This window comes from Lysinibacillus sp. AR18-8 (genome assembly GCF_001705465.1).
GTDB classification, from domain to species: Bacteria; Bacillota; Bacilli; order Bacillales_A; family Planococcaceae; genus Lysinibacillus; species Lysinibacillus capsici.
In genome coordinates this window covers 1-23,498 of the sequence record NZ_MDGU01000014.1, presented here as the reverse complement: position 1 = coordinate 23,498, position 23,498 = coordinate 1, and the positions used below count along the sequence as shown (strand labels likewise).

General features: G+C 38.2%; 25 protein-coding genes, 1 tRNA gene, 1 riboswitch and 1 other annotated feature. Of the genes, 20 read left to right on the top strand and 6 right to left on the bottom strand.

The genetic code is table 11. The annotated features are described in order from the left end of the window. Nucleotides 1-74: 74 nt before the first annotated feature. Nucleotides 75-308 (top strand) — a binding site (T-box leader). 91 nt (nt 309-399) lie between these two features. From BFM98_RS12175 to BFM98_RS12160, 4 genes are all read left to right on the top strand, one after another. Continuing rightward, complete coding sequence (locus tag BFM98_RS12175; RefSeq protein ID WP_284705897.1) at nt 400-1,716, top strand: amino acid permease; 1,317 nt, start codon at nt 400-402, stop codon at nt 1,714-1,716. A gap of 121 nt (nt 1,717-1,837) precedes the next feature. After that, nucleotides 1,838-2,149, top strand: coding sequence for a thioredoxin (gene trxA / locus BFM98_RS12170; protein ID WP_004226420.1), 312 nt, complete (start codon nt 1,838-1,840; stop codon nt 2,147-2,149). A 123-nt stretch (nt 2,150-2,272) separates the two neighbouring features. Continuing rightward, nucleotides 2,273-4,063: an excinuclease ABC subunit UvrC gene (uvrC, locus tag BFM98_RS12165; protein WP_048393674.1), complete on the top strand. Its 1,791-nt coding sequence runs from the start codon at nt 2,273-2,275 to the stop codon at nt 4,061-4,063. A gap of 107 nt (nt 4,064-4,170) precedes the next feature. Further along, nucleotides 4,171-4,348, top strand: a riboswitch (Lysine riboswitch). 133 nt (nt 4,349-4,481) lie between these two features. Next, nucleotides 4,482-5,708: an aspartate kinase gene (locus tag BFM98_RS12160; RefSeq protein ID WP_066037528.1), complete on the top strand. Its 1,227-nt coding sequence runs from the start codon at nt 4,482-4,484 to the stop codon at nt 5,706-5,708. Nucleotides 5,709-5,806: 98 nt separating this feature from the next. On the opposite strand, the gene BFM98_RS12155 is transcribed toward BFM98_RS12160, so the two are convergent. Further along, nucleotides 5,807-6,241 (bottom strand): YslB family protein, encoded by a 435-nt coding sequence (locus BFM98_RS12155; RefSeq protein WP_066037527.1) that lies wholly within the window; start codon nt 6,239-6,241, stop codon nt 5,807-5,809. A gap of 272 nt (nt 6,242-6,513) precedes the next feature. On the opposite strand from BFM98_RS12155, the gene BFM98_RS12150 reads away from it, so the two are divergent. The 13 genes from BFM98_RS12150 (at nt 6,514) to BFM98_RS12095 (ending at nt 16,741) form a co-directional block, all read left to right on the top strand. Then, nucleotides 6,514-7,122 (top strand): succinate dehydrogenase cytochrome b558 subunit, encoded by a 609-nt coding sequence (locus BFM98_RS12150; protein WP_004226428.1) that lies wholly within the window; start codon nt 6,514-6,516, stop codon nt 7,120-7,122. A gap of 66 nt (nt 7,123-7,188) precedes the next feature. After that, entirely contained in the window at nt 7,189-8,943 is a 1,755-nt protein-coding gene (gene sdhA / locus BFM98_RS12145; protein ID WP_004226429.1) for a succinate dehydrogenase flavoprotein subunit, read from the top strand. A gap of 5 nt (nt 8,944-8,948) precedes the next feature. Further along, nucleotides 8,949-9,728: a succinate dehydrogenase iron-sulfur subunit gene (gene sdhB, locus BFM98_RS12140; protein WP_004226431.1), complete on the top strand. Its 780-nt coding sequence runs from the start codon at nt 8,949-8,951 to the stop codon at nt 9,726-9,728. A 195-nt stretch (nt 9,729-9,923) separates the two neighbouring features. Continuing rightward, nucleotides 9,924-10,388 carry an acyl-CoA thioesterase gene (locus BFM98_RS12135; protein ID WP_066037526.1) on the top strand — a complete coding sequence of 155 codons (465 nt, stop codon included), beginning with the start codon at nt 9,924-9,926 and terminating at the stop codon, nt 10,386-10,388. A gap of 187 nt (nt 10,389-10,575) precedes the next feature. Further along, nucleotides 10,576-10,797 carry a helix-turn-helix domain-containing protein gene (locus BFM98_RS12130; protein WP_004226437.1) on the top strand — a complete coding sequence of 74 codons (222 nt, stop codon included), beginning with the start codon at nt 10,576-10,578 and terminating at the stop codon, nt 10,795-10,797. Nucleotides 10,798-10,871: 74 nt separating this feature from the next. Next, nucleotides 10,872-11,324, top strand: a complete 453-nt coding sequence (locus BFM98_RS12125) for a MarR family winged helix-turn-helix transcriptional regulator (protein ID WP_016991542.1) — start codon at nt 10,872-10,874, stop codon at nt 11,322-11,324. A gap of 10 nt (nt 11,325-11,334) precedes the next feature. After that, on the top strand, nt 11,335-12,132 hold the full coding sequence (gene racE / locus BFM98_RS12120) for a glutamate racemase (RefSeq protein WP_004226440.1): 798 nt from the start codon (nt 11,335-11,337) through the stop codon (nt 12,130-12,132). A gap of 132 nt (nt 12,133-12,264) precedes the next feature. Then, complete coding sequence (rph, locus tag BFM98_RS12115; protein WP_066037525.1) at nt 12,265-13,014, top strand: ribonuclease PH; 750 nt, start codon at nt 12,265-12,267, stop codon at nt 13,012-13,014. A gap of 1 nt (nt 13,015) precedes the next feature. Further along, nucleotides 13,016-13,609: an XTP/dITP diphosphatase gene (locus BFM98_RS12110; RefSeq protein ID WP_066037524.1), complete on the top strand. Its 594-nt coding sequence runs from the start codon at nt 13,016-13,018 to the stop codon at nt 13,607-13,609. A 12-nt stretch (nt 13,610-13,621) separates the two neighbouring features. Beyond that, entirely contained in the window at nt 13,622-14,125 is a 504-nt protein-coding gene (locus BFM98_RS12105; protein WP_066037523.1) for a metallophosphoesterase, read from the top strand. A gap of 129 nt (nt 14,126-14,254) precedes the next feature. Further along, nucleotides 14,255-15,715, top strand: coding sequence for a protein adenylyltransferase SelO (locus BFM98_RS12100; RefSeq protein WP_066037522.1), 1,461 nt, complete (start codon nt 14,255-14,257; stop codon nt 15,713-15,715). Nucleotides 15,716-15,821: 106 nt separating this feature from the next. Next, nucleotides 15,822-15,983 (top strand): DUF2639 domain-containing protein, encoded by a 162-nt coding sequence (locus tag BFM98_RS23460; protein WP_083225372.1) that lies wholly within the window; start codon nt 15,822-15,824, stop codon nt 15,981-15,983. 59 nt (nt 15,984-16,042) lie between these two features. Further along, on the top strand, nt 16,043-16,741 hold the full coding sequence (locus tag BFM98_RS12095; RefSeq protein ID WP_066037521.1) for a YqjF family protein: 699 nt from the start codon (nt 16,043-16,045) through the stop codon (nt 16,739-16,741). Here the strand turns inward: BFM98_RS12095 and BFM98_RS12090 are convergent. Together BFM98_RS12090 and BFM98_RS12085 are read right to left on the bottom strand one after the other, a co-directional pair. After that, nucleotides 16,738-17,388, bottom strand: coding sequence for a hypothetical protein (locus tag BFM98_RS12090; protein ID WP_048393689.1), 651 nt, complete (start codon nt 17,386-17,388; stop codon nt 16,738-16,740). The genes BFM98_RS12095 and BFM98_RS12090 overlap by 4 nt on opposite strands. Before the next feature lie 93 nt (nt 17,389-17,481). Further along, the gene (locus BFM98_RS12085; protein WP_066037520.1) at nt 17,482-18,228 is read right to left on the bottom strand and encodes an SDR family NAD(P)-dependent oxidoreductase; all 747 of its coding nucleotides are present in this window, start codon (nt 18,226-18,228) and stop codon (nt 17,482-17,484) included. A gap of 221 nt (nt 18,229-18,449) precedes the next feature. On the opposite strand from BFM98_RS12085, the gene BFM98_RS12080 reads away from it, so the two are divergent. Then, a tRNA-Arg gene (locus tag BFM98_RS12080) sits at nt 18,450-18,523 on the top strand. A gap of 93 nt (nt 18,524-18,616) precedes the next feature. Here BFM98_RS12080 and BFM98_RS12075 read toward each other — a convergent pair. From BFM98_RS12075 to BFM98_RS23995, 3 genes are all read right to left on the bottom strand, one after another. After that, complete coding sequence (locus BFM98_RS12075) at nt 18,617-19,444, bottom strand: tyrosine-type recombinase/integrase (RefSeq protein ID WP_066037519.1); 828 nt, start codon at nt 19,442-19,444, stop codon at nt 18,617-18,619. A 711-nt stretch (nt 19,445-20,155) separates the two neighbouring features. Further along, nucleotides 20,156-20,359, bottom strand: a complete 204-nt coding sequence (locus tag BFM98_RS12065) for a hypothetical protein (RefSeq protein ID WP_048393700.1) — start codon at nt 20,357-20,359, stop codon at nt 20,156-20,158. Between the two features lie 224 nt (nt 20,360-20,583). Beyond that, the gene (locus tag BFM98_RS23995) at nt 20,584-20,739 is read right to left on the bottom strand and encodes a hypothetical protein (RefSeq protein ID WP_156181904.1); all 156 of its coding nucleotides are present in this window, start codon (nt 20,737-20,739) and stop codon (nt 20,584-20,586) included. 179 nt (nt 20,740-20,918) lie between these two features. Between BFM98_RS23995 and BFM98_RS12060 the strand changes: the two genes are divergently transcribed. Both BFM98_RS12060 and BFM98_RS12055 read left to right on the top strand, forming a co-directional pair. Then, entirely contained in the window at nt 20,919-22,349 is a 1,431-nt protein-coding gene (locus BFM98_RS12060; RefSeq protein WP_066037517.1) for a calcium-binding protein, read from the top strand. 266 nt (nt 22,350-22,615) lie between these two features. Next, a complete protein-coding gene (locus BFM98_RS12055) occupies nt 22,616-23,374 on the top strand; it encodes a M23 family metallopeptidase (protein ID WP_254660030.1) in 759 nt (252 codons plus the stop codon). The last annotated feature ends 124 nt before the right edge of the window (nt 23,375-23,498 follow it).

Below are 23,498 nucleotides of genomic sequence, written 5' to 3'. Positions count from 1 at the left end.
TTTGAAAATTATTGCAAAATAAAATATTGACATAATTAACGATAGACATTATAGTGATGGATACATTAATGATTTGAAACGCAAAGATTAGGAGTAGTAAAAGCTCGTTATTCGGTGAAGAGAGCTGCGGGTTGGTGCAACGCAGACCAATAAGACTTTGAACTTGCCTAGGAGTGGTAACACAAATAGAATTATCAGATTATTCTATTTGTTTGACGATTAACCTTCGTTACAAGGTTTTTTAAGCTGGGTTCTCAAGAGCCAATTAGAGTGGTACCGCGGTTTGCTGATAGCATATCGTCTCTTCTTTCATTTGATGATGAAGGAATAGATGGTATGCTTTTTTGATATTTAGGAGGTAAGAAAGTGGAAAAAAACAAGCAACAATTAACAAGAACAATGACCTCGCGTCATATCACGATGATGGCGTTAGGTGGTGCCATTGGCGCGGGATTATTTAAAGGAAGTAGTGCAGCCATTGATATGGCAGGACCATCTGTGCTGATTGCGTATTTAATCGGCGGCATTATTTTATTATTTGTTATGCAAGGCTTAGCAGAAATGGCCGTGCGTAATAAAGAAGCAAGAACCTTTAGAGATTTAGTGCAATCCGTGTTAGGTAAATACCCTGCGTATTTCCTAGATTGGATCTACTGGAAAATGTGGGTTTTAAATATTGCAGCAGAGTCTGTCGTGGCTGCTATCTTTATTCAATATTGGTTACCAGAATATCCAATTTGGATACTGGCACTATCTGTTTCTGTGTTAGTAACAGCGATTAATTTATTATCCGTAAAAATCTTTGCAGAAACAGAATATTGGCTAGCATTAATCAAAATTACTGTTATTATTGTCTTTATCATTGCAGGACTTATTTTATTGCTTGTGACGTTTGGAAATCATAGTGCTGTTGGTTTTGCTAACTTAACGGAGCATGGTGGGTTTTTCCCTAATGGCTCGACGGGATTAATTGCTGCAATGCTTGTAGTTATCTACTCCTATGGTGGGACAGAAATCATCGGGATTACATTAGCTGAAACGAAAAATCCGGAAAAAGTAGTGCCAAAAGCTGTTCGCAGTACATTAGTACGTATTGTTACTTTTTACTTACTGCCATTCTTTATTATCGTAAGCTTGATTCCTTGGAATGAAGTAAATGGGGTTCCTGAAAGCCCGTTTGTCATGGTTTTTAAAATGGTTGGTATTCCAGGGGCAGACCATATTATGAACGCTGTTGTTTTACTTGCCATTATTTCATCAATGAATTCAGGACTGTATGGATCATCACGCGTACTATATACACAGGCTGTAGATGGACGTGTGCCTAAAATCTTTGCTTATTTATCGAAACGAAAAGTACCAGTATATGCTATTTTAATGTGTACTTTAGCGATGTATTTAGGGGTCATTTTATCTTTATATGCGGGAAGCAAAACATTTGATTTTCTAATGGGATCACTTGGTTATACTGTGTTATTTATTTGGTTAATTATTGCGATTGCACATTTAAAATCACGTAAAAAACAAGCAGAACACACAAGTGCCTATGAAGTAAAATGGTTCCCTTATACGACTTGGATAGCTATATTGGCGTTAAGTGCGATTCTCATCGGAATTATTTTCACCACATCTATTATTGTGACAGGCATTACGTTAGCTATTTACCTTTTTATTACGTTAACCTATGTATTGAAGGGTCGTTATCAAGTCAATTAATGACTGTGTATTGATTTTTCGACACAGATTTGCATAAAAAATACATTGTAGGCAGATTGTTCGCTCAAGTGAATTTATCCATGCTATACTACAAGCATAGTAAGTTTAAGGAGGATTTCAAATGGCAATTGTACATGCAACAGATGCTACGTTCCAGGACGATATTAAAGAAGGGTTAGTACTAGTAGACTTTTGGGCTGCTTGGTGCGGGCCATGTAAAATGATTGGGCCAGTTCTTGAAGAAATGGACGCAGCAGGTAGTGCGGCTAAAATTGTAAAAGTTGACGTTGACAATAACCAAGGTACTGCAGCTCAGTATCAAATTATGTCAATCCCATCTTTACTATTATTTAAAGATGGAGAATTAGTTGACAAAACAGTAGGCTTCCAACCAAAAGAAGCTTTAGAAGCATTTATCGCAAAACATGCGTAATGAATGAAGTTCACAAAGCCGAGCCATCAATTGATGTGTTCGGCTTTTTTTCGTTATATAATAAAGAAAATAACTAACATTATTCTAATGAGGGGAATTTTTACTTAGGGGGGCAGGTAGGTAATGAACGATTTAATAAAGCGAAAACTGGATATTTTACCAGATCAACCTGGCTGCTATTTGATGAAGGATCGACAAGGGACTATCATTTATGTCGGTAAAGCAAAAGTTCTAAAAAACCGTGTACGTTCTTATTTTACGGGAACACATGAAGGGAAAACGCAAAGGCTTGTAGGTGAAATAGAAGATTTTGAGTATATTGTAACGTCATCAAATATTGAAGCACTTATTTTAGAGCTGAATCTCATCAAATTACATGATCCAAAATATAATGTCATGTTAACGGATGATAAGACCTATCCATATTTAAAAATTACGAATGAAAAACATCCTCGTCTGATTACGACACGGAAGGTAAAAAAGGATAAGGCAAAATATTTTGGTCCTTATCCGAATGCCTATGCAGCAAGTGAAACGAAAAAGCTATTGGATCGATTGTATCCGCTGCGCAAATGTGTACAATTACCTTCCAAGGTTTGCTTGTACTATCACATGGGTCAATGCTTAGCACCTTGTGTGAAGGAAATTGAAGGTCAGGTTTATCAAGAAATGATTGAGGATATGACGAAGTTTCTAAATGGTGGTGTGGAGGCAGTCAAAAAAGAGCTTGAAGTTAAAATGCTAGCAGCTGCAGAAAACCTGGAATTTGAGCGAGCGAAGGAATTCCGAGACCAAATTGCCCATATTGATACGGTTATGCAGAAACAAAAAATAGTTTCAAGTGATACAACAAATCGAGATGTATTTGGCTATGCTGTTGAAAAAGGATGGATGTGTGTTCAGGTTTTCTTTGTACGCCAAGGAAAGCTGATTGAGCGCGATGTCTCAATTTTCCCCATCTATCAAGATGCAGAGGAAGAATTTTTAACATTTGTTGGGCGCTTTTATGAAAAGCCAGAGCATATTAAGCCAAAAGAAATTTTTATTCCACAAGCCATTGATGCAGCTATCTTAACAGAATTATTAGAAATTAAAGTGCTCACACCGAAAAGAGGTCAAAAGAAGGAATTGGTTGAATTAGCTACCAAAAATGCTGAAATTGCTGTGGCAGCTAAATTCCAGCTAATAGAGCGTCAGGAAGAACGTACGATTGGTGCTTGTGAGGCACTTGGTGAAGCAATGGGTATTAGTACACCTTTACGAATTGAAGCTTTTGATAATAGTCATATGCATGGAACGGATGCAGTGTCTGCTATGGTTGTTTTCATTGATGGGAAGCCTGCGAAAAAGGAGTACCGAAAATATAAAACGCGTACAGCAGCCAAGCATGATGATTACGGTGCAATGCAGGAGGTTATACGTCGTCGCTATATACGTGTTTTAAAGGAAGGACTACCATTACCAGATTTAGTCTTAATTGATGGTGGTAAGGGACAAATGGAAGTAGCCCGTGAAGTACTAGAAGATGAGCTTGGTCTTGTTATACCGATTGCTGGTTTAGCCAAGGATGATAAGCATAATACATCTCAGCTCTTGTTTGGTGATCCACCAGAAGTGATTAGCTTAAAACGTACAAGTGATGGCTTTTATTTATTACAACGAATTCAAGACGAAGTCCATCGCTTTGCTATTACCTTCTTGCGTCAACAGCATGAGAAGCATGCCATTCAATCTGTATTAGATCATATTGAAGGGGTAGGACCAAAACGAAAGCAACAGCTGCTTAAACATTTCGGTTCAGTCAAAAAAATTCGAGAGGCGAGCGAGCTAGCATTACAGGAGGCTGGGATGCCCGCTAATTTAGCAAGCCAAATTTTTAGCTATTTTCAGCAACAATCATTGTCAAAGGAATAGGCATGTGCTATGGTTATAAATAACATTGTTTTCAATGTTATGAAGAGTCAACTGCGTGACTAGTTTGTTTACGCAAAGGCTTAATGAATTGAATACATTCACTTTAAAGTGATGATAGAGGTGCAAGATTCAAGAGTAACACGATGGAGGATGGACAAGTCCAGAGATATTGTGTGAAAGGGGAGCTTGCCGAAGTACAGGATTGTTGTTCCATTGTTGTACTGGTTTTGCATTTAAGAAATGTAAGACTGTCGATTCTAAACGTTTCGGAGAGCTATCACACATGCGCAAGTTACGATTATTGTACATGTTATAGGCAGCTTTCACGTTATGTGGAGGCTGCCTTTTAGTTTTCTAGAAACGGTTTTACCCCCCATAATTTGGTGAAATACATGAACTGGAAGGGAGAACGAAAGAAATGGCTAAAATCGTGATGAAGTTTGGAGGAGCTGCATTAGCTTCTACTGAACAAATCCAAGAGGCTGCTAGGAAAGCGATTGCTGAAAAGGACAAAGGATTGGATGTAGTAGTGGTCGTTGCAGCGATGGGACACACTGCGAAAGAGATGAAAATGATGGTACACCAACTAACTGACGATGTGTCGAAAAGAGAATTAGATGCAGTTTTGTCAACTGGATCTCAATTATCTAGTGCTTTATTTACCATCGCTTTGCAGGAAGCAGGCTATGAGGCTGTGTCTCTAACTGGATGGCAAGCTGGTATACATACGGATGGTATGTATCGACATGCTCGTATCGACTATATAGATATTAGTCGTATGGAAGAACATTTTGCACAGGGACAAATTGTGGTTATTGCTGGAGAACAAGGGATTGACGAAGTGCACAATATCACCACGCTTGGAAAAGGTGGAGCTGAAACAGCTGCTGTTGCACTTGCCATAGCGTTGGAAGCGGAGAGAGTAGATATGTATACAAATGTGGATGGTGTTTATACAGCAGATCCACGATATGTTCCCAATGCCCAAAAGCTTCAAGAAATTTCATATGATGAAATGTTGGAATTATCGAATTTAGGGTCTCATATCATACATCCTCGTGCGGTGGAGTTAGCGAAGAAATTTCAAATGCCTGTTATTATACGTTCAAGTTTAATAGAATCAGTAGGCACTTTATTGAAGGAGGAAGTGGAAATGGAAAAAAATTTAGTCGTTCGTGGTGTTGCATTTGAATCAGATATTATTCGTTTAACAGTAGGGTATGATGCTTTTTCCAATGCTTCATTAGCAGATATATTTACGGTTCTTGCAGAGAACCGTATTAATGTAGATATTATTGTCCAAGCCATTATTGATGGGTTGAAGCCAACTGTATCGTTTTCCATTTTAAAAGAGGAATTTGCGGAAGCATTACGTGTTTTAGAGGATAGTAAATTATCACTTGGATTTAGTTTTGCTGACTTCGAAATTGGACTAGCAAAAGTTTCTATTATTGGTTCAGGCATGGCTTCCAATCCAGGCGTTGCTGCTCGTATGTTTGATCGGTTACGTCGTGAAAATATCCCTGTAAAAATGGTTAGTACTTCTGAAATAAAAGTGTCCGTTGTTGTACCACAGGATGATATGATCCAAGCAGCTAATGCTCTCCATGATGAGTTTAATTTAGAGCAAGCACTTTACATATAATAATAGAAGAAACAGCATTTTATGTAATTGACCGAAATAAAAGGAAGAAAAAAGAAGGATTGTCATCCCATTCTTTAATGGGAGACAATCCTTTTTAATTATTCTGTGGGAATGGTATTCATAATACGTTCTTTAACGTCCCATTTGACTGTAAACATGACGTATTGTTGCTTTTCCCGTTTTTCATTATAGCATTCTGTCAGGTAGCCTTTAGCTAGTTGAATTTGCTCTGCTATAAATCCTGCTTCAAGTTTAAAGCTACGCTGCTTTATTTGAAGAATTTCAGGGTCATTTGTCAACTGGAAAATACGTCCATCTTTTGATTCCTTTATGAGTTCTAATGTACCCCAGCAGGCATCTGCGAAAAATGCGATAAGTTCATCTTGACTTTTACATGGGAACTTGCGAGCAAGCTCTTTACCTGCCCAATAAAGGACGTCATCTTCATGTTTACCAAGTATAGAAGATAGAATATGATCACGAATGATCTCATAGCCAAATGATGAGATTGTAGGAGATGGAGTGTTTAACATTGTTATCCTTCTTTCTTAGAATTTTCTTAAAATTTAACGGTAATAAAGTAATGATAGATTTTTCGAGAAAAAACGACGCATCATGTACTAGATTAGTTCTTTAATAAGCTCTATGAAAAACTCCGAGTTGCCTTGACGCTCGTAGCTCTTGAGAGTACAATAAACATGTCATAATATTGTACCATGATGAAATACACAGTCAATGAAGTATCATTTACAAAATGATGACTTCTTTTGTTGTGCTATTTTAAGTACTAAGGGGGGTAACAGTCTTGTCGAAAGATCGAGAGTTTTTATGGCGTCGCTTACATTCTCTACTTGGGATCATTCCAGTAGGTCTGTTTTTAACGATGCACCTGTTCATTAACTTTACAGCAACAGGCGGGGCAGAAAGTTACAACGATGCTACCGCAGTAATGGAAAAGATTCCATTCCTTATCCTAGTTGAATGGATTGTCATCTATATTCCATTAATGTTCCACGCATTCTATGGTGTCTACATTGCATTCACTGCTACACCAAACACAGGACGTTTCAGCACGTACCGTAACTGGATGTTCTCTTTACAACGTTTTACTGGTGTATTCTTAGTGATATTTATTGCATGGCATATTTTCCAAACTCGTATTCAAAAAGCACTTGGCACACACGTTGATTACGACATGATGGCGAATATTGTTGCTAATCCATTCATGCTTGGATTCTACATTGTTGGTATTTTATCAGCAACTTTCCACTTATCTAACGGTTTATGGGCATTCCTAGTAAGCTGGGGTATTACACAATCTCCTCAGTCTCAAAAGATCGCTACTTACGTAACAAACATTCTTTTCGTAATTCTAAGTGTAGTTGGTGTGGCTGCTATTTTAGCTTTCGTATAATTCAATAGAAGCTACGATAGAGCACATGCAATCATTGCAATTTTTTAAGAGGAGTGAGAAATAATCATGGCGAAAAGCAAAATAATTGTTGTCGGCGGTGGTCTTGCCGGTCTGATGGCAACGATTAAAGCAGCTGAAGTTGGTACTGAAGTTGATTTATTCTCATTAGTTCCTGTAAAACGCTCACACTCTGTTTGTGCGCAAGGCGGAATTAATGGTGCGGTAAATACTAAAGGTGAAGGGGATTCTCCATGGATCCACTTTGATGATACAGTTTATGGTGGGGACTTCCTAGCGAACCAACCACCAGTTAAAGGTATGTGTGATGCAGCACCTGGCATTATCCACTTAATGGACCGTATGGGTGTTATGTTCAACCGTACACCAGAAGGACTTTTAGATTTCCGTCGTTTTGGTGGTACTTTAATGCACCGTACAGCTTTCTCTGGTGCAACAACAGGTCAACAATTACTATATGCGCTAGATGAGCAAGTTCGTTCTCATGAAGTAGCTGGTTTAGTAAATAAATATGAACACTGGGAATTCCTTGGTGTTATTATCGATGAAGACGGCGTTTGTCGTGGTATCGTAGCGCAAGATATGCGTACAGAAGAAATTAAATCATTCCGTGCAGACGCTGTTATTATGGCGACTGGTGGCCCTGGTATTATCTTCGGTAAAACAACAAACTCTGTTATTAACACAGGTTCTGCTGCTTCTATCGTTTATCAACAAGGTGCTTCATATGCGAATGGTGAATTCATTCAAATTCACCCAACAGCGATTCCTGGAGATGACAAAAACCGTCTAATGTCAGAATCAGCTCGTGGTGAAGGTGGTCGTATTTGGACTTATAAAGACGGTAAACCTTGGTACTTCCTAGAAGAGAAATACCCAGCTTATGGTAACTTAGTACCACGTGATATTGCAACACGTGAAATTTTCGACGTTTGTGTAAACCAAAAACTTGGTATCAATGGCGAAAACATGGTATACCTAGATCTTTCACATAAAGATCCACATGAATTGGACGTTAAACTTGGTGGTATCATCGAAATCTATGAAAAATTCGTAGGGGATGACCCACGTAAATTACCAATGAAAATTTTCCCAGCAGTTCACTATTCAATGGGTGGATTATGGGTTGACTACAATCAAATGACTGAAATTCCTGGTCTATTTGCAGCAGGTGAATGTGATTACTCTCAACATGGTGCAAACCGTCTTGGTGCAAACTCATTATTATCTGCTATCTACGGTGGTATGGTTGCAGGACCAAACGCAGTAGACTATGTAAAACACCTTAAAAAGCATGCTGAAGATCTTCCACAAGAGATTTACGATGCTCGTGTAAAAGAGGAACAAGCGAAATGGGATGCTATCATGAAAATGGAAGGCACAGAAAACGCTTACTTACTGCATAAAGAGCTTGGTGAAATGATGACTGCTACAATGACTGTAGTACGTTACAATGATCAGCTTGAAGATACATTGAAAAAACTTGATGAGCTTACTGAGCGTTGGAACAACATCAACATCAATGATACGCAAAAATGGAGCAATCAAGGCGCACACTTTACACGTCAGCTTAAAAATATGTTAGTGCTTGCAAAAGTAATGACAAAAGGTGCACTATTACGTAATGAATCTCGTGGTGCACACTATAAACCTGATTTCCCTAACCGTGATGATGAGAACTTCTTAAAAACAACAATGGCGAAGTTTGACCCAGCTACTGGTAATCCAATCATCACGTACCAAGAAGTCGACGTTTCATTAATCCCACCACGTAAACGCGACTACTCTGCGAAAGGAGACTAAAAGTTATGCAAATCGCAGCTAATACTGGAAGAATGGTCAAAGTGGAAATCTTACGTCAAGATACACAAGGCGGCAATAGCTACTGGCAAAAATTCCAAGTGCCTTACCGTCATGGTATGAACGTAATTTCAATTTTAATGGAAATTCAAAAAAATCCTGTTACTGAAGATGGTGTAAACACATCACCAGTATCATGGGATATGAACTGTTTAGAAGAAGTTTGTGGTGCATGTTCAATGGTGATCAATGGCCGTCCACGTCAATCATGTTCTACACTAGTAGACCAATTGACAGAGCCGATTAAATTGGAGCCAATGAAAACATTCCCTGTTATTCGTGACCTACAAGTTGACCGTGAACGTATGTTCAACGCGCTTAAAAAAGTTAAAGCATGGGTACCAATCGATGGTACGTATGATTTAGGTGAAGGTCCACGTATGCCAGAAGGTAAACGTCAATGGGCTTATGAACTATCTAAATGTATGACTTGTGGTGTATGTATGGAAGCATGTCCAAACGTGTCTGAAAAAGCTTCATTCATCGGACCAGCTCCATTATCACAAGTACGTCTTTTCAACACTCACCCAACTGGTGCTATGATTAAAGATGAACGTTTAAATGCGATTATGGGTGACGGTGGCCTTGCAAACTGTGGTAACTCTCAAAACTGTGTTGCTGCATGTCCAAAAGGGATTCCTTTAACAACATCCATCGCTTCATTAAACCGTGCAACTACAGTGCAAATGTTCCGTAACTTCTTCGGTTCTGACCACTACGTAGACTAATATACGGACAAGCTGAACTCCCTTACACGAAGTGTAAGGGAGTTTTTTATAGTTATAGAAATGAAATTTATCAAGTTGTTTATTTACATTTTTTCTATGATAATATAGCATTTTCTTTTATAATGAATATGTATTCATTTTGTTTGCCGTTGATTGATAAAAGACGGGCAATTACATGACAGGGGATGGTATATCATGAAGGCAAATTATATCGATAATTTTCAAGAGTGGGAAAAGGGTTTTTCATTTTTTAGCGAGGTACGAGTGCGATTTTCAGAAACAGACATGTATGGTCATATGAACAATACGATTAGCTTTACATATTTTGAGCAAGCAAGAATTGATTACTTCAGACATTTAGGAATTTTAATGCCCCCAGTTGGAGAAGAGAATGTGAAATCTATACCTATTGTAGCCGATTTACAATGCGATTATGTAAAGCAGGTTTTCTTTGATGACGTACTACGAATCTATACAAAAATCGCGCAAGTTGGGAATTCGTCGATGGACATTCACTATCTAGCAAAAAATCAAAAGGACGAAATCTGTTTCACTGGTCGTGGAACAATTGTACAAATGGATCCTCGTACAGGTAAAAGTGTGCCGATTTCAGAGGAAGAAAAAACGAAATTCATTCAGTTGGCCATTCTGCCTCACTAGTTCAATATATAAGTATATGTAAATTTATTGAAATAGTAGGTTTTGCTTTTTACGTAAAATTTATGAATGTAACAATGTAATTTTCGAAATTTTTAAGGAAACATGGAATAATCATGCAAATAGCCGTCACCGCTTCCTGCCCCTTAACATAAGTTACAATACGTGCGGGGGAGGAGGGTGTAACTGAATGAATGGCTCTCATCATCGTTCTCTTTTAACAAACCGAGAACGTGAAATATTTGCGCTTTTATTAGCTGAAAAAACAACGAGAGATATTGCAGAGCAGCTTGGTATTAGTGAAAAAACAGTGCGAAATCACATTTCCAATACAATTCAAAAGCTAGGTGTAACGAATCGATCTCAGGCGTTAATTGAGCTGTTACGCTTGGAAGAATTTAAATTAGACTAATGGACACTTGCTATTTCGTGAAAAAAACGACAAAATAGAACTATTCAACGTATTTTTAGGAGTGAAATAGTTATATGTCGGATGAAGTAACAAAGCACTCACCTGAAACCGTTGCAACGGTTGAAAAGGAATTACGCTATATAGCGGCCATCGTGAAGCAAAAGGGAAGAGAAATTGTTTCCGATTATGCGATTACGCCGCCACAATTTGTTGCATTACAGTGGTTAGAAGAGCTTGGTGATATTACAATTGGCGAATTATCAAACCGTTTATATTTAGCTTTTAGCACGACAACAGATTTAGTGGACCGAATGGAGAAAAATGAATTAGTCAAGCGTGTGCGTGATGAAAATGATCGCCGTGTCGTTGTCGTTCATCTTCTCGAAAAGGGCGAACGTATCATTCAAGAAGTAATTGAAAAAAGACAGCAATATTTGCAAGAGATGCTTGTTGGTTTTAATGAACAAGAAGTCGCGCAATTATCAAGCTATTTAGAAAAACTACATGTACACATGAAACAGGATTGAGGCGGAAAGTATGAATGCCCCGATAGGCGTTATTGACTCAGGAGTAGGCGGTTTAACCGTAGCAAAAGAAATCATGAAGCGATTGCCAAACGAAACGATTTATTATATTGGCGATACAGCAAGGTGTCCGTATGGTCCAAGAAGTCGTCAGGAAGTACGGAATTTTACTTGGCAAATGGCAAAAGCACTCGAAAAAATGAATGTTAAGATGCTCGTTATAGCTTGTAATACAGCGACTGCAGTAGCACTCGAAAGTTTACAAAGAAATATGCCTTTTCCAGTACTAGGTGTTATCAATGCTGGCGCACGTGCAGCTGTAAAAAAAACGAAGCGACATGAAGTCGTTGTGCTTGCAACAGAAGGAACAATTAAAAGTGGGGCGTATGAAGAAGCCTTATTGTCACTCAATACGTCAACACATATTATTCCACTAGCTTGTCCCACATTCGTACCACTTGTAGAAAGTGGCGAATATAAAGGTGACTTTGCAAATAATTTAATAGCAGAAGGCTTAAAGCCGTTGAAAAATCGACAATTTGATACGGTTATTTTAGGGTGTACACATTATCCTATTTTACAAAAACAAATTGAAGCTGTTGTCGGAGAAGATGTGAATGTTTTATCTTCTGCGGAGGAAACAGCAAAGGATGTACAGGAAATGTTAGCGTATAATGGCACTTTAGCAAATGCAAATGCGGTGCCTGCTCATAGATTTTTTGCAACTGGTTCTGTCCCAATTTTCCGTTCGATTGCTGAGAATTGGTTAGAGCAAGGTACTCTCGACATAAAACGTATCACATTAAAATAAAAAATCAGCTTAGCAACAGGCTAGGCTGATTTTTGCCGTTTTCAGCATTGTACATAAGCCACCGAGTACTTTTTTGATGGCACAAATTATGATAAGATGAGGGCGCGAAAGTTTTTAGGAGGAACGATATATATGACAAGATATGATGGTAGAAATGCAGATGGGCTACGACCTGTGAAAATAGATAGTGAGTATCTATTACACCCTGAAGGCTCCGTATTAATTCAAGTAGGCAATACAAAAGTAATTTGCACCGCAACGATTGAAGACAAGGTACCTGGTTTTCTACGTGGGCAAGGGAAAGGGTGGATTACAGCCGAGTATTCCATGTTGCCTCGTGCAACCGCTCAACGGACACCACGTGAATCCTCTCGTGGGAAAGTCAATGGTCGTACAATGGAGATTCAGCGCTTGATTGGGCGTGCATTGCGTGCTGTAGTCGATTTAGAAGCGCTAGGCGAACGTACTGTATGGATTGACTGTGATGTCATTCAAGCGGATGGCGGTACTCGTACAGCATCCATTACGGGAGCATTTGTTGCCATGACACAGGCCATTGCTAAATTTGCTGAAGAAAAGCCATTTGAAAAATTCCCAGTAATAGACTTTTTAGCAGCTACAAGTGTTGGGATCGTTGAAGAACAAGGCGCTATTCTTGATTTAAATTATGTAGAAGATGTGGCTGCAGCTGTTGATATGAACATTGTGATGACAGGCGCAGGACGATTTGTTGAATTACAAGGTACTGGTGAGGAAGCTACTTTTTCTCGTGAAGAACTAAATGAATTGTTAGCATTAGGTGAAAAAGGCATACAACAATTAGTTGAGCTTCAAAAAATAACGCTTGGTGAACTGGCACACAAAGTTGGAGGGAATCAATAATATGAAACAAGTAGTCATCGCCACAAAAAATAAAGGAAAAGCAAAAGATTTTGAAGCATTATTTGGACCACTTGGTTATGAAGTCGTAACAATGTTTGAAGTGGCACCAGATATGGAAATAGAAGAAACAGGAACAACATTCGAAGAAAATGCCATCTTAAAAGCAGAAGCATTGGCGAAGGAGCTTAATACCATTGTTATTGCAGATGACAGTGGTTTAGCAGTAGATGCATTAAATGGTGAGCCAGGTGTGTACTCCGCTCGCTATGCAAGTGACCATGACGATGAAGCAAACATGATTAAACTGTTAGAAAATTTACAAGGTGTCGAAGATGACAAACGTACAGCACGTTTTTGCTGCTGTATTGCAATTGCAGGACCTGATTTCGCAACAACAACGGTATTTGGTACATGTGAAGGCGTCATTGCCCATGAAAAGCGTGGAACGAATGGCTTTGGCTATGATCCAATCTTTTTTGTGCCAAGCTTAAATCGAATGATGGCTGAGCTTTCACCAGAGGAAAAGGGTTCTATTTCTCACCGAGGCAATGCAATTCGCAAGTTAAAGGAGCAATTACCGAATCTTATCAAATAAGAGGTGATATCCATGAAAATGCTTGTTATGAGCGATACACATGGTGACAGCCATGTCATCGAAAAGGTTAAAGGTTTTTATCCTGAAATAGATATTGTGGTTCATTGTGGAGATAGTGAACTTCCCTATTCACATGAGGCATTAGAAGGATTGAAAAAAGTACGTGGAAACTGTGATCGTGAGAAAGCTTTCCCTGAAGAAGAAATGTTCACGGTCCATGATGTAAAGATTTTTGTGACACACGGTCATTTATTCAATGTGAAAAATTCCATCTTATCATTATCCTATCGTGCTAAAGAAGTAGGTGCACAGATTGTTTGCTTTGGTCATTCACATATTCTTGGTGCCGAAATGATGGATGATATCCTATTTTTAAATCCAGGCAGCTTATTAAAACCACGTGGTCGTAAAGAGAAAAGCTTTGCTGTTGTGGAAATCAATGCGACATCTTTTAAAGTTGATTGCATGACAGATGATAATCAATGTATGGCTACATATACATTTGATCGACAATAATAGAGAAAATCCGCATAACTAGTAAAGTATGCGGATTTTTATTTGGACTACTGATAATGGTAAAATTGCCTATGAATGATTCATGCTGAAATAGCAAAAATAAATCGTAAAGGCAATAAAGGAGAAAACATGAAAAAAACAATTGGCTGGCATTTTGATAATAGTTACGTTCAACTACAAAGTATTTTTTATTCCGACATATCGTTAAATCCTGTTCGTTCACCAAAATTGATCTTATTAAATGAATCAGTTGCAGCCTCACTTGGGTTAGACATTCAGGCTTTAAAGAGTGAGGAAGCATTAGCCGTTTTAGCTGGTAATACAATCCCAGAAGGTGGCGAACCGATTGCACAGGCTTACGCAGGGCATCAATTTGGTCATTTTAATATGCTAGGTGATGGTAGAGCTCTATTATATGGGGAGCAAATCACACCTCAAAAGGAACGGTATGATATTGCTCTAAAAGGATCAGGTAGAACACCTTATTCTCGGGGTGGAGATGGGCGAGCAGCATTAGGTCCAATGCTAAGGGAGTATATTATTAGTGAAGCGATGTTTGCACTAGGGATCCCAACTTCACGTAGTCTAGCAGTAGTCACTACAGGTGAAATGATTATTCGAGAAACAGAACTACCAGGCGCTATTGTCACAAGAGTTGCAAGTAGTCATTTGCGGGTAGGGACATTTCAATATGCTGCGCAATGGGGGACAGATGAGGAGCTACAGCTTTTAGCTGATTATGCAATAGAACGACATTACGCAGCTAATATTGGCAATCAAAATCGTTATCTTTATTTGTTAAATGAAGTCATAAAGAAACAAGCCTCCCTTATAGCAAAGTGGCAGTTAGTGGGCTTTATCCATGGCGTCATGAACACCGATAATATGACCATTAGCGGTGAAACCATTGATTATGGTCCTTGTGCATTCATGGACATCTATGATCCTGCGACTGTGTTTAGCTCGATTGATCACCAAGGACGCTATGCTTATGGAAATCAGCCCAATATCGGTGGCTGGAATTTAACGCGCTTAGCAGAGTCCTTACTACCTTTAATTGATGATGATCAAGAAAAAGCCATTCAACTGGCACAAGAAACGCTACAACAGTATCCAAAATTATATGTAGAAAATTGGTTGGAAGGTATGCGTGCAAAGCTAGGCATTTTTAATGAGGAGCAAGAAGACATCAAGCTTGTTGAAGAGCTTCTTCAGCTTCTTCAGCAATATCAAGCAGATTATACGAATACATTTATCGCCTTAACGTTTGAGCAATTGGAGGATTCCCCATTATTTAATGCATCAGCTTTTAAGGACTGGTATCACAAATGGCAAGCTCGATTAGCAAGACAGCAGCAAAACAAAGATATGTCACAACAATTAATGCGCCAACATAATCCAGCTGTTATTCCGCGTAACCACAGGGTAGAAGAAGCTTTGGAAGCGGCTGTAGAACAAGGCGATTATAGTGTGATGAACAACTTACTAAAAGTCCTAGCCCAGCCTTATGCTCATACGAAAGACCAACAAGAATACGCTTCATTACCTGAACCGACTAATCAACCATATCGTACGTTTTGTGGCACATAACTAAAAACGAGAGCTATTTATTCTCTCGTTTTTTATTTGTAAAGGCACTCTACCGTATTCAAACGCATATTCTATGTATGAATAAAAATAAAGGAGAATAGGGTTGGTGCATAAGTATTCAAAGGGTTGGTTTGTCAAAGTTTTACGTGCTCATGGAATTATGGTTCATCCTCAATTTAAAAGTCATTTAGGCTTATATAAAGAATCTGAATTACGAAACTTATATTATCGTTATGTCGAAATAGAGTCTGCTGACCAAAATCAATAGATCGTTTGTTTGAAGAACTCCTTTCTAGGAAAAACTAGTGATTAGAAAGGAGTTTTACGATGTGGATGATGACTCAAACATGGCAAGATGTTCTATTTTTACATTGGCCGATAGCCCCTCAAGAACTCGAAAAACATGTACCTAAAGAACTGAAGCTCGATCTCTTTGAACAAAATGCCTGGCTTAGTGCTGTCCTTTTTAAAGTTTATCGACATCGGCTACGCTTTTTACCACCTCTTCCTGGGATGAATACCTATTTACAATTGAATGTCCGAACATATGTGGAGTATAACGGCATGAAAGGCATTTATTTTTTTCATTTAGATGTGACGAATAATTTCTTATCAAAAATTACGGCAATAGGTAGCTTGCCATATCGCCATTCCAACATCCTAGTAAAACAAAGAGGGAATCACTATTCATATACAAGCCATTACAAAGCATGTGACGAAAGATTGAGGGTTATTTATACTATAGGAGACAAGACCAATACTAATTTTGACCGATGGATTGTAGAGCGCTACCATTCATGGGCGAAATGGAAGGATACACTTTTTCGCATTGATATTCACCACTCCCCGTGGGAATTAAAAAGAGCCAACGTAACGATTGAAAGCAATACATTAGCCTCTTTTATGAAGGGGAAACTTCAGGGCATGCAGCCTCGTGCTCATTATGCTAAAAACAAAACGGCGAGAGTTTTTCCTCCAGTAGTTGAGCATAAAATAATCATAAATCCATCAAGATTTTTGCATTAAAAGAGGTAGCAAAATTGCATAACGATGGCGCTGGCAATCATATCCGACATCGCAAGTGCCTCTGCTTCAATTTCATCAAATACCTCTACATCTGCCTGATAATCTTTTTGTATCATCGTGACAGCTTCATTTTTCGTTAAAGCTAAATGCGTATAAAACATTTTTTGTACGGCCTCTCTAGTTAGGTATGGATTGATTGTATGCAAAAAGAAAGCAATATCATCTGCATTACGATACCATTCCCTCTCTTTAGCTTCCGCTGTGGTAGCGTCACCTTTCGCAGCAGCTGTCACTAATTGAGCCGCAATTACCAGATGCTCTTTAATTAAAGCTGCATAACGATCCGCCACGGAGTCACCATAAAAGGGGCGTAAACAATTCCCTAAATCGGTTGCATTGCGTAGCAAACGCTGCTGCACAAAGGGTAAATCAGGCAAATTAAACACAATGCTTATAATAGTCATCCGTGTCCAATTCACATGCTCCATCCAAAGTAAGCGGTTCATAGCCATAAAGTCTGCTTCGCCTTTACTAATACAGCGTCGGTAATCATTTGACTGTAAAAAGTGACGAATCGGAGCCGTATACTGCGTATAGGGAGCATGATACAGCTGGCTTAATGAAAAACCATTTGAATAGGGGTACAAGGCTTCACTCCTTCTTGTTCTTTCTCCTACAGTAGCATACTCTAAGGAATCTCGGAGTATGAAGAACAAGAAAGAAAAGAAGAGACAACAAAATTACGCTTCATACATCATTTTCTTCGTCATGCCACCATCAACTGTAAGATTAATACCTGTCACAAAGTTATTGATCGGGTTTGTTAAATAGAGACAAGCCTGTGCAATATCTTCAGGCAGACCAACCCTTCCTGACAAATGCTGCGCATGATCGATTGGCCGTAGTGCCTCGTAATCACCTGTTTCAATCCACCCAGGTGAAATACAATTCACTGTAATTTGATCTGGCCCTAAAGATCGCGCTAAAGCATGTGTTAACGCTATGATACCACCCTTTGTAGCCGCATAAGCTTCTGTATGAGGCTCTGACATTTCAGCTCGCGTTGAGGCCAGCGAAACAATGGAACCACCCTTTGCATTATGCCGCATCACTTTTGCAGCCTCCCTGGCACAGAAAAAGGTAGCCGTTAAATTCGTCTGCAACAAATCCTGCCACTCATCAAACGTCACCTCATAGGGAGATTGATGCTGAAACTTCCCAGCATTATTAATTAATATATGAATGGTCCCATATTGCTCAACAGCTCGCTGCATTAAATGGATGATATCCTGTTCCTTTGTCACATCCGTTGGCACAAATAATGCAGAGTAGCCTTGAGCAAGCATATCCTGTTCTAACTGTTGACCTAAGCCTGCCTTCAAATCAGCAATCACCACTTTTGCACCTTGTTGTGCATATGCAAGCGTAATACCCTTACCAATCCCTTGTGCACCACCTGTGACCATAACGACTAAATCTTTAAACATCCACAAACCTCCTACTTTTTTATCGCCAATAGTGTAGCAAATATTTTGCTATCCGTCCTGTTAAGAGGGGGAAGAAATGGTATAATGGATGCTGTAGCAACATATGATAAAAAATATGAGGCAAACCTTGCCTGCATAGTAAAATTAATGTTGACATTATGCTATAAAGTACATATAATAAATATTGTCCTTCCTATGGAATACATAAGAAACGACATCATGTCTCAGTAGCTCAGCTGGATAGAGCAACGGCCTTCTAAGCCGTCGGTCGGGGGTTCGAATCCCTCCTGGGACGTCAATAAAAGCCTTACAGCCACAACGGTTGTAAGGCTTTTTGTTTTTATGCAAGAATGTATAATTCTTTGTTTGGTGCCCAAGAGGTGCCCAATCAATCTTTATCATCAAAAAGTTTATCAAAGTGGGAACTGGCTCGCTGATCCGTTTCTTGTAAAAGATGTCCATAAGTATTCATGATAGTTGTGATATAAGATTGACCTAATCTAGATTGAATGACTTTTGGATGTTCACCAGCATGGATTAAGAGGGTAGCAGAAGTGTGTCTTAAATCGTGAAAACGGATTCTAAATAAATCGGGATTCTTTTTCATAAAACGATCCCACCACTGACTTATTGAATCTGGTCGATATGGTTTACCAAACTCATTTGAAAAAAGAAAAGTATGCCCTTCCCATACTCGTTCATCGCCAGCCTCTTCTAGTTGATATTTTTTCACTGCAGCAAGCGTTACTAAATCATTCATAATATTTGAAGGAATAGTAACTACTCGTTTTCTTTTACCTTTTGTTTCTTTTACGATAATTCCATCCCCAGTTAAATTAACTAAAGCTTGTTCTATTAATAAGGTATTGTTTTCGACGTTTAAATGTTTTTCTTCAATGGCAACTAGTTCACCTTGTCGAGCAGCACTTACCACGGCTAGTTCAACTAACAACCGTTTTTCAGCAGTCTCTCTATTATTTAATCGCTCAAACAATAATTTAACTTGTTCCTCGCTGTAGGCCTTACCTTCTTCATATTTGAGTTTTGGTAGCTTTATATTTTTACAAGGACTCTCCTCGATTAAATTCCACTCAACTGCTACATTCATAATACTAGCGAACGCCTTGTAAATATTATGAATAGTGGAAGGGGCTAACTCGCTTTCTTTGCCGTCTAATCTTCGTTTTTTCTTCTGTAAATCACCTACAAAAAACACTACATCTACTTTAATTTGATATCACCAAAAATAGTAAGAATGCGTTTCTCTAAATACGTACAGTTATCATGAAATGATCGTGCACTATAATGTTGTTTAGCATAATTATCTTTCCATCGTGGAAAAAGGTGATTTAATGTAATAGATTCAATATCACTAAAATAAAAATCCTTATTTTGCTTCATTTTTTCTTCAAACAATATTAATAGCAGCATCGCTGTTTTACCGATTGCTGAAGGTGCTGAAATATTTGTTTACAGATGCACAGATAAAGTCATTTTTGAAAGGGCTCAGGACACAATCGAGTTAGATATAAATAAAGTTACCGATATTCTAATAGAAACAGATGTTGAGATTCAAAAAAGTTGGGTAAGTAGTGCTAGAGGAGCTATAGCAGGGGATAATCTTTTTGGTTCCTTAGGTGCTATAATTGGTGGGCGAGCAAAAGAAAAAACGAGCACTGTTATAGAAAAGTATTTAATTTTTGCTTATGAAAAGAATGATGAGCAAAAATATATATCTTTGGAAGTCACTAATGAACCTAATGCAAACTTATTTAATTCAAATTATTACAATCTCTCCAATAACGAAAGAAGATTTACGAGTCTTTAGAGTGCCAAAATTGGTGCTCTTTTTTGTATTGAAAATGAGCTTTTAATAGTATAGAAAAGAATTGTAAATGTGGCTACAGAACAAGAAAAACCAAGACAGCTACAAGCCATCTTGGTCTGTTTTCATCTCATTTAATATTTGTTTGCGTTCTAAAATCAATTCCATAAACTCGTCTAAGTCTTCCTCTAAAGCGTGGTTTTTAATAAAGCTACGTGCTCTTGATCGCGCGCTAATATATTTTGAACGCTCTTTGTTCTTCTCCTGCCAACGTTTATTAGCTTCGGTTTGTGAATTTTTATCCATTTTTAATCCTTCCTTTTCTTGAAATACATTACGATGTTGAATATTACTAAAATTAGACATAGTGAGTAAGTCACAATCATGAAGTAATCAAAAAACTTTGGTTCACTCCAGTCAACCATGTCAGTTAAGATATACAAGGCTAATGCTAAAGCAGCTACATATCCGATATTTTTCATAATACAATGGATGTGATAAGATTATAGGGAAGGAGGCGCAAACCTCCTTCACAGCTTACTTGCGACGTTTTCCTTTGGTAGAGGGGCGTCGCTTTTTATTTTGCTTACCTGTTCGCATGTCTTGAATATTTTTGCTGAGCCTGTCAGCAAATTAATTACTGTAGCGACTGCGACTAGATAAGCTAAAACCTTATCATAATCCACTTTGTTCACCTCCTTTCTATACTTTAATTATACTAGTACTAGTATATGAATTCAATAAATAATTCATTTATTTTCCTTAAAATAAATATATTCCCTTGAAAAATAAGAACATTTGTTCTATATTTAAAACAAGAACAAATGTTCTTAGTGAAGTTAGCTTTCTATAAAATATAAAGGGGATGATTTCTTTGGCATTTACAGTCAAAACAGAAGCAGAAAAAATCTTTACTAACCTTATGGGAGATGGTGCATTACGTTTGGCAGCAGATTCAGGATCAAAAACTAACTTCCATGATATTTTTGGTACATTAAAGAAATCAGCAGGAGTTACACGTCAACGTGCTGGAAGTCAATTGCTATTCTTGACATCACTTTACTCTAATGCATCTTCTGCCACAGTTCGTGGTCAAATCTTGACTCGTATTCACCGGATTTTAATCAACTACAAATCATTTATTAATCCAGCTAACCCAAACAATATTGGTCCAGAAAACCCAATTTTAGCTTTAGGAGCTTATGCAGCATTAGCTCTAGCAAAAGAAGCTAATATGGCTTCATATACACAAGCTAGTTCATCTAACCCAGTAACTCAAAATGAACTTCGTACACTACTTACTAGTTATGTTAGCAACTTCTACAATCGTATTAAGGCTGAAGCTGGTTACAAAAACGTAAACTTATCAAATGGTAATGGCGTAACAGTTAGTGTTGGTTCATTAGGGGGTGCAAAACATGCTACTACAGCACTTAATGGTACGGTTCTTGGTTTAGGGGCAGTTCACTTTATCAATACTGCTATTAATGGTGCTGGTAATGCAATCTATTCGGACTTAAGCGCTTGGTTCACGCAAATGTGTACACGTCTACGTCAATCATATGGTAATTCTCGTGTATACAACGGTTTAACTGAACTTTGCGTAAACATTGGCGCAGGTCGTGCCGGTGATAACGGTGGTAATATTGACCAAATGCGTGGATACTTCCCTTCTTCTGGTTACAATGCATTTGTTATCTGGGGGCTTAACCTAGCAGCTCGTGCTTACCGAATTGCTGAACTAGGTTTAACTACAAAAGTTCCTCAATTCAAAAATGCAGTAGCTTTAAGTTCTCACGTTTGTCAACAGACAGCAGCTGAGATCATGAACTACTACAACACTCAAATTTTAAACGAAGGTCGTTCGTTCGAAATTGGTCTTCCTAACTTTATGCAAGGTAGTCCAAACGCAGCTCCTGGAGGTTCAAAAGAACCGGGTAGTTCATCTGCTCCAACGTCTGGTTATGCTTTAGCGGGTTATCAACACTTCACTTCTAAGAGTATTCCTGAAGCAAAATATATTGCTAACTCTAATTTACAGTACAATATTCTCGTAGAACAAAACGGTGACCCAGCTTCAGTAACAGCTTACCTTTACACAACAGCTTGGTATGGTGGTCACACATTGATGACTTCTGGTAATTTGACTTCTGCAATTGCTAACCATGCAGGTTCAACAGCACTTCCATATAACATTGTTACAACTAATACTGGTGTGAAAGCAGAAGCTGGTGCATCACGTATCCTTCAAGGCTTAGCTGGAGCCATGAACAGTGGTATAACAACACTGAATTAATACAAAAAGAATCCCTAAGTTATAGAAGAAATAAATTAAAAAGCTTAAGCCCATTAGCTTAATTGGTAATGGGCTTATTCTATTAATTCCCTATTAATTTCAGTATATATTTTTGGTAATTACTTAATTAAAGAGTATCAATATAGTATTTAATCTAATACTACTAAAATATAGAAAGCAAAAAAGGAGAATGTTTGATGAAACAGGTATTTATAAAACCAGCTGAAGGTATTTATACAAGCCCTTATGGCATGAGAAGTGGTTCAATGCATTATGGAGTTGACATTGCAAATAGTAACTCCAATGTACCGGTGCACGCTTCTGCTGCGGGTGTGATTAACAAAGCCGTTGGTGGTTGTTCTAATAATGGTTTTATCGGTAATACATGTAATGGTGGTTATGGAAACTATGTAATAGTTCGACACAGTATTAATGGGAAAACATATGATACACTTTATGCTCATTTACAATCTATTAGTGTCTCTGTTGGTCAAACTGTAAATCAAGGTGATAAAATTGGTGTTATGGGGAACAGTGGGAGTTCAACTGGTCAACACGTGCACTTTGAAATATATGAAAAAGCACGAGTGTCTCAATCAGAGGCTGTAGACCCTATGCCTTATTTAAACGGGGACAAACCAACAGTTAACTACCATACTTATGATGGAACTTGGGCAACGATTACAATTACTCAGAAAGCAAATGTGTTTAAAAATGTTGGATATGAAATTATCGGTCAACTTGAAGCTGGTGGAAAATACAAAGTGTATGGTCAAAGAGAATATGCAGCTGATGGAACTCTATTCTATAATGTAGGGTCTGGTTATGTTCACCATGCTTATGGAACTATTGCTAACCACCATGCAACTGTTACATCTACTATTAATACCTATAGTTCTCCTAATGGAGCAATTAAACGTCAATTAGCACCAGGAACTTATAAAGTACATGCAGCTAAAGATGGTTGGTACAATTTAGGCACAGAATGGGTTAAAGCTGATCAAGTATTAGTAACTAAAAACTAGAATTAATTATACCTACGGGAACGCCTTGAGGATTCACTGGCTATGAATATATAGCCAGAATCTTTGAGGTGTTTTTTGTGATTGAATATAAGTCCTTATTTGAACCTGTCTCTTATACACATCT